The organism is Mariprofundus sp. EBB-1 (assembly GCF_003665155.1).
In the GTDB taxonomy this organism is placed as follows: domain Bacteria; phylum Pseudomonadota; class Zetaproteobacteria; order Mariprofundales; family Mariprofundaceae; genus Mariprofundus.
Map to the genome: position 1 here is coordinate 34,187 of NZ_RCFQ01000025.1, position 11,233 is coordinate 45,419.

General features: G+C 46.6%; 8 protein-coding genes. 5 read left to right on the plus strand and 3 right to left on the minus strand.

The features are described from left to right. Positions 1–69: 69 nt before the first annotated feature. Complete coding sequence (locus D8Y20_RS10220; protein WP_121543393.1) at positions 70–1,062, minus strand: FAD:protein FMN transferase; 993 nt, start codon at positions 1,060–1,062, stop codon at positions 70–72. A 234-nt stretch (positions 1,063–1,296) separates the two neighbouring features. Here D8Y20_RS10220 and D8Y20_RS10225 point away from each other — a divergent pair, with 234 nt between their 5' ends. The 3 genes from D8Y20_RS10225 to D8Y20_RS10235 all read left to right on the plus strand — a co-directional run bounded on the left by D8Y20_RS10225 (position 1,297) and on the right by D8Y20_RS10235 (position 6,396). Continuing rightward, a complete protein-coding gene (locus D8Y20_RS10225) occupies positions 1,297–2,682 on the plus strand; it encodes a YihY/virulence factor BrkB family protein (RefSeq protein ID WP_121543395.1) in 1,386 nt (461 codons plus the stop codon). A gap of 195 nt (positions 2,683–2,877) precedes the next feature. Further along, a complete protein-coding gene (locus D8Y20_RS10230) occupies positions 2,878–4,545 on the plus strand; it encodes an FAD-dependent oxidoreductase (RefSeq protein WP_121543397.1) in 1,668 nt (555 codons plus the stop codon). A gap of 138 nt (positions 4,546–4,683) precedes the next feature. After that, positions 4,684–6,396 (plus strand): lysophospholipid acyltransferase family protein, encoded by a 1,713-nt coding sequence (locus tag D8Y20_RS10235; protein WP_121543399.1) that lies wholly within the window; start codon positions 4,684–4,686, stop codon positions 6,394–6,396. Positions 6,397–6,768: 372 nt separating this feature from the next. Here the strand turns inward: D8Y20_RS10235 and D8Y20_RS10240 are convergent, their stop codons facing one another. Together D8Y20_RS10240 and D8Y20_RS10255 are read right to left on the minus strand one after the other, a co-directional pair. Further along, complete coding sequence (locus D8Y20_RS10240; RefSeq protein WP_121543401.1) at positions 6,769–7,212, minus strand: glycine zipper domain-containing protein; 444 nt, start codon at positions 7,210–7,212, stop codon at positions 6,769–6,771. Positions 7,213–7,789: 577 nt separating this feature from the next. Beyond that, entirely contained in the window at positions 7,790–9,466 is a 1,677-nt protein-coding gene (locus D8Y20_RS10255; protein WP_121543407.1) for an alpha/beta fold hydrolase, read from the minus strand. Positions 9,467–9,646: 180 nt separating this feature from the next. Between D8Y20_RS10255 and D8Y20_RS10260 the strand changes: the two genes are divergently transcribed. Beyond that, on the plus strand, positions 9,647–10,051 hold the full coding sequence (locus tag D8Y20_RS10260) for a hypothetical protein (RefSeq protein ID WP_121543409.1): 405 nt from the start codon (positions 9,647–9,649) through the stop codon (positions 10,049–10,051). A 6-nt stretch (positions 10,052–10,057) separates the two neighbouring features. Next, positions 10,058–11,233 (plus strand): PKD domain-containing protein (locus tag D8Y20_RS10265; protein ID WP_201265621.1); only part of this gene is annotated, 1,176 nt, incomplete at its 3' end.

An 11,233-nucleotide genomic window follows, 5' to 3' on the forward strand; every position in this document is an offset into this window, starting at 1 on the left:
ATGATTTGGTTCGTGCATTTTTGTGTGCACGTTCAGTCTTGATCCGTCAGATCATGTTGCGATAGATGGTTAATGTGAATCGGGATTGGATTTTAGTGAACCGTAAATTTTTCCATTATAATCAATGAGTAATACCTTCTGTTGCAAGTGATTCTGCAGTTTAATTCCTTGTTGCCCCTGCACAAACAGTGCTGTGCTCCAGACATCGGCAAGGGTAGCACTGCTGGCTATTATGGTGGCACTCTGTGCGCTGGTAGCAGGCCATCCCGTTTCAGGATTAATCAGGTGATGATAGCGCTTGCCCTTGTAGATAAAAAACCGTTCATAATCACCAGAAGTCACAATACTAACATCGCCTTGTAAGTTCAGCGCTTCAACCACATCACCTTGCTTGCGCGGGTGTCGAATACCGATGTGCCAGGCTCGCTCTCCATGTTTACCAATCAGGCGAATATCTCCGCCGGCATTGATAATGGCATGTTGAATACCATGGGCTTTAAGTATTTTGATACCCTGATCAATAGCATAACCTTTGGCGATAGCGCCGAAATCAAGCTGGCAGTTAGCATGTGTGCGTGACCATTTATGAAGATCGCTCCCGTCCGGCTGTTTTTTAATACAGTGTGCCGCCGGCATGGCCGCTCTAATGGCATCTGCAGATGGTGGAGCGGAGGGAGGATTCTCTCCCGAAAAGCCCCATAGTAGATTCACCGCTCCCAGAACTGGACTGAATGCACCGTTGCTCTGTTGTTGAATGGATAGCGAGCGTTCCAATAATTGATTCACTTCATCGGGCAATGCGATAGGGGTGTTGGGCATAGAGGCATTGAAGGACTTCACTGCATTGGGGTGGTTGCCATAGATGGTGAACATATCTTCAATGCGTTGCATCTCATTGGCTGCCGCGGAAATCGCTGCTTCCACATCGTCCAGGTCGTGATCGCCCTTAACCACTGTGAATTTAACCAGCGTGCCCATGATAAAACGGGTGTCTTGCACATCAGCCGGTGATGAACAGGCTGTGAGCAGGAAAAGAGAGATGATGATCAGCGTTTTAAACATGCAGCCATACTTATGTGAATCAAGCTGCATGCAAGGTAAGGGTTGAGCTGGGTTAGAAATGAGGGGGTTCTACGGCGTGGATCTGACGCATGGTGATTGTCGCAACCAGAAGTAAGCCCATCGCATGAACCAATGCACACTTATTTTGAATTAGCTGGTTTTACAGTCGGTGATCTGTAAAAATCGCTCAAGTTTCTGCTGCATTCAACAGAAACGATTGGAAGCGGAGGAATGATGTACAAGCTGATGATGGAATGGAAAGCGGTAGCCCTGCAATTGCTGTGGCCGCAAAACATCGATTCACTGCCGGCCTGGAAGTTGTCCTTGTCACGTATGTTACAGGTGAGTTTTGCCGTGGTACGCGATTTTCTCGAAGGCCAGCTCACACTACGTGCAATGAGTTTGGTCTATACCACACTATTGTCTCTGGTGCCGCTGCTAGCACTTACTTTTTCAGTGCTCAAAGGCTTTGGGGTCCAAAATCAGCTTGAGCCAATGCTGGTGAATACCATGTCGGCACTGGGGGATCAGGGTGCTGAGATTGCCCGTCAGATCGTCAGTTTTGTAGATAATATTAAAGTTGGTGTGCTGGGTTCGTTGGGGCTGGGTATGTTGATTTATACGGTGATATCTTTGCTGCACAAGATTGAAAAATCATTCAACTATATCTGGCACATTGATCATGAAAGGCCACTAGGCCAACGTTTTAGCGAATATCTCAGTGTTATTCTCGTTGGGCCACTATTGATCTTTTCGGCGCTTGGGATGACAGCATCGTTGATGAGTTCTGCCGTGGTTGACGTTGTCTCGACCGTACCGATGATGGGGTTTGTGGTGGAGTACATTGGTAAATTGATTCCATACGGTTTGGTGATCATCGCATTTACCTTTATCTATATCTTTATGCCCAACACCAAGGTGAAAGTGCTACCCGCCCTGATTGGCGGCACTGTGGCCGGTATTGCCTGGGAGACAGCGGGTTGGGCGTTCGGCACGTTTGTAGTTAATTCAGGCAGCTATACCGCCATCTACTCCGGTTTTGCTATCCTGATTATGTTTATGATCTGGTTGTTTGTCAGTTGGCTGATTCTGCTTCTTGGCACCAGCATCGCATTCTATTGCCAGTATCCGGGCCATCTGGGGGTAGGGCGCAAGGATAAAAAGGCGATCAGCGCCTTGATGACCGAGAAACTGTCATTGTTGGTTATGTTCTTTATCGGACGCCACTATTATCGCCATGAAAGTGAATGGCAGGTCGGTGAATTGGCCAACTGGCTCGGTGTGCCACTGCATGTCACCCAGGAGATCATCGATAAACTGCACGATTGTGAACTCATTATTCATACTAGCGAAGGTTCACCACCGTATGTGCCGGCACAGGATATGGAGACCTTATCGGGCAAACAGATTCTCGAGGCGGTACGTTCCGGTGATGAAGAGGGTGGTGTCATGCCATGGCGATTACCAAAAGAGCCTGTGGTGGATCAGATGATGCAAGCAACAGATGATGCCATTGAGCAGTTCATGGGCCAGCAGACACTCAAAGATATGGTGATTGCAGGCCTTGATGATGAACTCAATGCGATGGATAAAAGCAATCTGTCTGAAAAACGTATCTGACTCTGAATAGTCTGATCAAGGTCTTTTGAATGTTTTTCTGAAGATGCGCTTCTCAATGATGAAACATTGCGTTGAATCATTTCTCTGCAACAATAGAACTTTACCTCTGAGCCAATAGCTGATCATGGAGACTTGCTATTTAAGCGTTGTTTACGCTTTTTGAGCTCAGTTTATCGTGAGGCAAGGAGCGTACCCATGTACAAACAATCCGGCCCGAAACGGGTAGTTATCCTAGGCGGTGGTTTCGCGGGTGTTTATACAGCACGCCAGCTGCTGAAAAAAGCCAGACCGGGTGAAATAACGGTAGATCTTGTCAGCATGGATAATTTCATGGCCTTTCAACCGCTGTTGCCCGAAGTGATATCCGGCAGCGTCGGCATCGCCGATACCGCTACACCCATCCGTCAAATATTGCCCGGCGCAACGATTCATCTGCGAGAGGTGGAGTCGGTTGATGTGGAGAATCGCAGGGTGATTTGTTCGGCAGGCTTTCAGCCGCATTTGCTGGAGCTGAACTATGATCATCTGGTAATAGCCCTTGGTAACGTCTGCAATTTTCAAGGCATGACCGGGCTTGCCGAGCATGCGATGCCCTTCAAAAATCTGGCCGATGCTATCACGCTACGCAATCACATTATCCGCATCATGGAGGAGGCGGATTGCGAGAAAAGTGAGGCCTTTCGCCGCGAATTGCTTACCTTTGTAGTGGGTGGTGGCGGCTTCTCCGGTGTTGAAGTTATTGCCCAGATTCACGGACTGATCTGGCGTGCCCGCCGCAATTACCCGAATATCAATATGGATGAATGCCGTTTCATTCTTGTGCATTCGCAGGATCGTATTTTGCCCGAAGTGGCTGCCAAGCTCGGGCATTATGCCGAAAAACAGTTGCGCAAGCGCAATATTGAGATCCTGCTCGGTTGCAGACTGCGTTCCGCCACACCGCGCTCAGCTATTCTGGCCGATGGGCGCGAGATCCGGACACGCACACTGGTTTCCACGGTTCCCAGTCAGCCGCATCCCGTAGTTGAGGCGTTGATCCGTCAGCAGGGCTGGCAACAGAGTACACCGGATGGCCGAAAGCGGCCCATGGTTCGCCTGCCGGATACCCCCATGCTACAGATGGAAGGGTTCAGCGATGTTTGGGCGGTCGGTGATTGTGCTCAGGTTCCGCTGCCAATGAAAGCTGGCCAAGCGCAAGCCTACGCACCACCAACAGCCCAGCACGCCTCGAGAGAGGCTGTCTCTTGTGCCCGCAATATACTGGCTGACATGCGTGGAGAAAAAGGCAAAGCGTTCAATTTCTTTGGCATCGGCGCACTGGCATCGCTGGGGCGAAGACGAGGCGTGGCACAGATATTGGGTGTGTGTATCTCAGGTTTTCCGGCCTGGGTGCTATGGCGACTGGTTCACCTTGGTAAGTTGCCCGGTATTTACCGCAAGTTTCGAGTCGGCCTGAGCTGGTTGTTCGATTTCATCTTTCCCAGCGATATTATTCAGCTCTCACTCAAACAGAGCGGTGGAATCAGGCAAGAACATTACGAAACTGGCGAGACCGTGTTTGAGCAGGGCGATGTTGGCGACCGCGTCTATGTGCTGATCAAGGGCGAGGTTGAGGTTATGCGCCATGAAAATGATCAGGTGTGCCGATTGGCCCAGCTTCATAGCGGCGACATCTTTGGTGAAATGGCCGTACTGCATCGCGCACCGCGCAACGCCACCATCCGCTGCCTGGAGCCTTCGGAAGTCCTCAGCATCGAACGCCATCAGTTCGACACGCTGATACATTGTCTGAACGATCTGGGCCGTTCTGTGCGTGCCACCGCCGAATCGCGCAGCAACTGTAATGACAAAACAGATGTGTGATCAGCTCAAAGGAGAAGTGTTTTATTGCCGGTGAACAATCCTGCTAGAGATCATCCGCTGTCACGTACGTGACATGCCGCTGCAATCTGGGTGTCATCGAAAATAAGTAGTCTATTGGTATTCATTGGGAGGCATTCAATGTTGAATATCAATACACTCACGGCCAATCATCTGCCCGAAGTGCTGAACAGACCGCCTGTGCTACGAAAATCTTTGCAAGCGATGCTGCGTATCCTCTTTCATGAGAAAGAGCTGAATCGATTTCAGGCAACGTATCCGCATCTCAAAGGTTTCGATTTTGTTGATCAGCTTCTGGAACATTTCGATTTCAGCTATTCATTGCGCGGCAATGAACGCGAACGCATTCCTGCCAGTGGCCGTGTGGTCATTATTGCCAACCACCCTATAGGTACGCTGGATGCAGCCGTGCTGATAAGTCTGGTCGGCGAGATTCGACGCGATGTAAAAGCCGTCAGCAACCAGGTGCTTTCCAATATCGATGCGCTTGAACCGTTACTGCTATCGGTTGATAACATGGGCGGACGCAGCAGTCGTGAGCAGTTAAAGGCTGTTTATAAACAACTGGAGAATGAGGGGGCTGTGATCATCTTTCCAGCCGGAGAGGTTTCCCGCATGAGCCATCAAGGGATTCGGGATGGTCGCTGGAACAGCGGCTTTTTACGCATAGCCTCAGCTACCCAGAGTCCCATTTTGCCAATTTATATCGATGGCCGGAATTCCATGTTTTTCTATGCGCTCTCACTGTTTTCTAAACCGCTCTCCACCCTTTGGCTGGTCCGGGAGATGTTCAAACAGGCTCGGCGCTCGGTGCATATCTCAATCGGTAATCCTGTCACATATGATAGTTATCAGGTCGCTAATCTGCCACTGAAATCGCGGGTTAAAATGTTTCAGCGCCATGTGTACCGCATAGGCAGTCAGAAGGCACCGGTGTTTGCTACCAACAAGGCCATTGCACATCCAGAAGAGCGTCAGCAACTCAAAGCAGAAATTCATCATTGCCAGCTGCTCGGGGAAACCAAAGATGCTAAACGTATATACCTGTTCGATTTCAATCCCGATTGTTGCATTATGCGGGAGATTGGCCGGCTGCGTGAAGTTGCTTTCAGGGCGGTAGGGGAAGGTACAGGCAATCGTCGTGATGTGGATGCTTTTGATCGCTTCTGTCAGCAGATCATTCTTTGGGATGAGGATGAGCTTGAAATTGTAGGAGCCTATCGTTTGCGTGATACTCGTAAGGATGATTATAAAACAGCAGATGTTTACAGCGCCACACTGTTTGAATTTCAAGAGAGCATGCAGCCGGTGCTACAGCAAGGGCTGGAGCTCGGGCGCAGTTTTATTCAACCACGCTACTGGGGTAAACGTAGTCTTGATTACCTCTGGTTCGGTATCGGGGCGTTTTTGCGCAATAATCCCGACTACCGCTATCTTTACGGGCCGGTGAGCATCAGTAACAGCTATCCGGCTGCCGCTAAAGATATGTTGGTCTGGTTCTACGGTAATTACTTTGCAGCCGAGCAGCAGAAGCTTAAAGCGCGATTACCATATCGCCTTGATATCGAGGCCGAATCACAGATGCAGGAGTGTTTCAGCGGCAAGGATTTTAAACGTGACTACGTTACCCTGAAAAGTCGATTGGGGCACCTGGGTTGTAATGTGCCAACACTGTTCAAGCAATACAGTGAACTGTGCGAGCGTGGAGGTGTGAATTTTCTTGGTTTCAATGTTGATCCGGAATTCGGTAACTGCATCGACGGACTCGTTGTGGTGGATCTACACTGTTTAAAAGAGAAAAAACGCCAACGGTATATTGGCGCCGATAGCTAATTTCCTGTGGTAGCGGGCTTTGAGGACGAGGTCAGAGTCATTGATCACGCCTACCTGCAGAATCGAAAAAATATAGTCGTATGTCGCCAATACCGGAATGATTGTAAACAAAGGCTTGTGCGCCGGGTAATCGATCAGGCGAAACTTACCTCCTACGCCAAAGCCACAGTGTTGTTATGTAGCGCGCTGATAAATTCGATGAAACTTATATAATATCATGGGGTAGGTATTTTTTAATATCCTCAGAATGGCGTGAGGCAGAAGCACATTGAGCAGTACAATGAGAGATGCCTCTCACGAAGGAGAGGCATCTGCCAGAATGGCTAACCCGGGGGAGGGGGGGAGGGAGAAATGAGGTTAGCCGAACAACTTTTAGTCTCTATGATCATGTTCATAGCGTTCGCTACGATGGTGTCTGTTGTTTATGTAGACTGCTCTTTGCTGGCGATGAGAGACCGGGCGATAATACTTATATGAGACCGGACGATAGTGCTGGTATATGACCGGACGGTAGTGCCTGTATGTGACCGGGCGATAGTGGCGATATGTGACAGGACGGTAGTGATGGCGAGGCTGCTCTGTAACATAAACAGCCTGCTGCTGGCTGCCGATAAATGCGCCGGCAATGGTGCCGAGAACGGCACCAAAGAGAGCACCTTCAATGGCCTGATTCTGGCTTGAACCAACCACTGCCCCCGTGGTTGCGCCGACAACGGCGCCGGTAGCCATACTGCGATCCTGATAGGATGCAGCCTGGGCGAGTGGAGCTGTAAGTAGTGCAGCACTCAAAATGGTAGTAGAAATAAATGTATTCATTTTATTCTCCTGGGGGGATGGTCTCCCTCATGGGTGAGAATGCTACGGTGTGAACTGTTGTGGTGTGTATGCGCTGTGTAAAAACCATGCAAAGAAACGTAAAGCCCCGAATGTTTGAATGTGCATGGAAAGTTAAGGTGAGAATTCACCTGTTTTTCAAACAACCCGAACAGCTAGACTGTTGTGAAGTAATTGCCTGTTCCTTTATTGCCATCAAAATAATTCTAAAATCTACCCCATATGGGGGATTCGCATCGCAGAAATATCTGCTTAACTATATACCAAGGAGCATTCAGTTCGACTTAGCATGATAAAAAGAGAAAGGAGATTATATGAGACAATTGATAATATACAGTGGATTTGTTCTCCTTTTCCTGGCTACATCATTAGCTTATGTGTTCACAGCAGATGCCTCTTCGACTAATCAAATATTAGCACTCCAACCAACGCATAGCGGGGCTGATATGAGTATCAAATTACTATATCAAATCATTCGTCACAAGATTGATGATCTTTTCTAGCGGGTGCTGTTGACCTGTTCGGGTAAAAAAAAGCAGCCACTTCAGGCATTTTTAGTTTAGCTGGCAATATCTTCCAGAATCTTATGCCAATGTGAAAAGAGCAGATAATGGCCTTGCCTGTCGATCCACTGGTGTTTGACGGTGTTGCTGAAACCTTGTGAAAACAGTTTTATATTTTCGATAGAGATATGATTATCCTCTTTGCCATGCCAGATATTTACAGGGCAGTTGATTGCTGCTGCAGAGAGCTGCCAATCTTTAAGAATAAATAGTAGTTCTTTGCCGATGGCATCAAAACCTTGCTGGCTAGCGATGTTAAACGCCTGAGTCAGGTTTTGTTGAAGTTGGTTTGTTTCGAGTTGGGTGCGATCACTATCGGGTAGATGATCTTTAATCCTGTTGAAATAGCTGTCTGGATCATTGGATGCAACTTTCAGCGTTAATTCAATAAACTTTTTGGCGGCTTTCGGGTTGGTTCGAGCCAGATGAATAATCATTTGGTTGATTGGCAAAATGGATTTAATATCTGATTGCTTATTGATAGGTGCGCCACAGCTCACCAGACAAAGCGCTTCAATCAAATCAGGGCATTCGGAAGCTAAATTCATGCCAAAACTGCCACCGGATGAGTATGCCAATACAGTCACTTTGGATGAGGATACTATAGGGATAAACAGGCGCATATCATCTAACCAGGTCTGCATGATGTGCCCGGATGCAAGCGTACTATCTCCAAATCCAGCCCGATCAGGAATAATTAATCGAATGCCTAACTTATTCAGAATCTGTTTATTCGCAGGAGCACTTAAACGACTACCGCTAACCGGGTGACACATTAATAAAGGGCTACCATTCGGCGGGCCATATTCAGCATATGAGATTGTTCTACCCGATGGTAAATGCGCCAAAAGGTGATCTCTGTTCAATGTTTTTTCTGGTTTTTTATTATCATGAAACAGCGTTACCGCCGGGTTGAGCATAATCATCTGTATTAATTCAGTCTGGCTATGCGTATTCGTTTTGAGAAATATTTTTTTGAGGTGTGAGCGAGCAGTACTTAAACCGATATGCATGGACAAAGCGGCACTTTCAAGGCTTGCTCTCCCATTACAGAGCTCGCATACCAGCGTTGTCTCTTTTGGTGTTAAGGCATACATCTGTTGGAGTGCATCACAGCAGATTTGATGCTGCACAGTGTGATCGGATAAGTAGATAACGATCTGTTTTTCGCTGTGTTTACTGATCCAGAGATTCAAGTCATCCAGACGCAAAGATTGCCCATCAACATGTTGATGTAATACTTCATCAATGGTTTTGAGAAAGGTGCTTTGATCTTTTTTATTGGTAAAACAGACATGTTTTACACCATGCTCAATTTTAATGCTTTTCAATAACTCCAGCGCGCGATGATTGGCTGAAATGATATGCCTCTCTTCAGTCATCATAATGATACCCATCGGTATATTATTAAGGATGTTTTCGCTGTGTTGTTGATCTAATTGCAGCTTATCCATTTTACCAATTAACATATCAGCACGTTCAAGGTGCGGTAGCATGGCAGATAATTCTGCGTCAAAGGTGTGGGCAGGCGACTGCTGAATCATAGCATCCAGCGTATGAATGATTTCAGGCCATTGCTGCTGATTATCTATCAATGCATAAATGTTATGAATTAACGTTTCACGTAATTCACTGAAAGAGCGTGCCTCTTCAGGCTGTCGTTTTTGTAACATCTCCACATAGTTTTAGATCATATTTTCAAATTCGCAAGAATTAATTGCAACTAATTTCAAAATCTCCCCCATATGGGTGATTCGAACTTCTTTCTTTCCTGCTTTAATTGGGATTGTGAAACTGAATTTTCACATGATTTTATGTTTGATGAATGAAGAAGGATCTTAGGGGGGGGGAATATGAAACATTACTTTTTAAACGGGGTGCTTGCTTTGCTGCTGATATTTACATCAGCGGGATATGCTTACGCAGTTGATATATTAGCATCACACCAAATACTTTCAGTACAACCTACAGCAAGTGGTAATGATATAACAATAAATCTGGTCTTATCGAATATATCTGCTCAAAACATTAATTACATTACAGTGGATCAGAATGATTCGACATGGCAAATCAATGCTGCCACTACTCTCCCTCTTAAATTGGGCGCTATTATTGCAGGGGGGGCATTAGCCAATACTTGGCAACTAAACACAAGTCTTTCGAGTTTCGATGGCACTTTACCTTTAACAATTCACTTATTTTATGAAGATGCAAATGGAGCTCCAGTTGACATTGATATAATAAGTGTGGCGAGGTAACTAAATATGAAAATCAAAGCATTGAAATGTTTGTTGGCTATTCCTTTTTTTATTGTCGGTGTGACTCAAGAGGCCATTGCTTTAACTGGGGGACCAGATGCAGGAGGGTATTCTTTTATTGATTCCCATGAAGTTGGAGGTCCTTCATATAATTATGTGGATATTTCCTTAGTTGGCTCTGTTATCAGTCTTTATGATGACTCTTCTAGGATGGTGCCTATTGGATTTACTTTTAATTATTACGGTGTGAATTATACAAGCGTAAACGTTGGTTCTAATGGGTTTCTAACGTTCAATACGGGCAACTATGGTAGGTATAGTGAGTTAAACCTTCCTACGCCATGGATGCCGTCTACTGTTGTCGCTCCATTTTGGGATGATCTATATCCTAGGTATGGCCAGGTACATTATCAAACGCAAGGTACTGCACCAAATAGGACATTTATTGTACAATATAGGCCACCTTTCTATTTTTTCTCAGGAACAAATAACTTTGAGGTAATTCTTCACGAAGGCAGCAATGATATATTGTTTCAATATGCTTATGCAGGAACTGTGAGAAATCAGGGTAGTAGCGCATCTATTGGCATCCAACGTGATTCTTCTACCGGTTTGCAGTATTCATTTCGCCAACAAAGGGTAAGCGCTGGTTTGGCTGTTTTATTTAGAGGAGGGCCTATTAATTCCGCTCCAACAGCGAGTGGGGGGGCTGCGCAGACAGCACAGTGTACTGGCGGTTCAAGTGCCAACGTTATGTTAGATGGCACCGCCTCATCTGATCCTGATGGAGATACGCTGACTTATTCTTGGACGTGGGATAGCGATAGGAATGGTATCTTTGATACAACTGTTACGGGAGTGAATCCATCCGCTTCATTTCCTATTGGAACAATAGATATTTATTTGACCGTAGATGATGGCAATGGTCATACGGCCTCGTCAACCACTTCGGTTACAGTACAGGATACAACAGCTCCAACCGTCAGTGCAGGCGCTGATCAAACAATTGAAGCAACCAGTACTTCTGGTGTGTATTTTGATGTGTCTACTCAGGCAACGGCTTCAGATACATGCTGCGTTGTGACTCTTAACTCAGCACTAGGAACTTATGCTTTGGGCGCTCACACCCTAGCCGTGTCAGGTAGTGACTGTTCTGGAAATAGTGCGAGTGATTCAATGGTT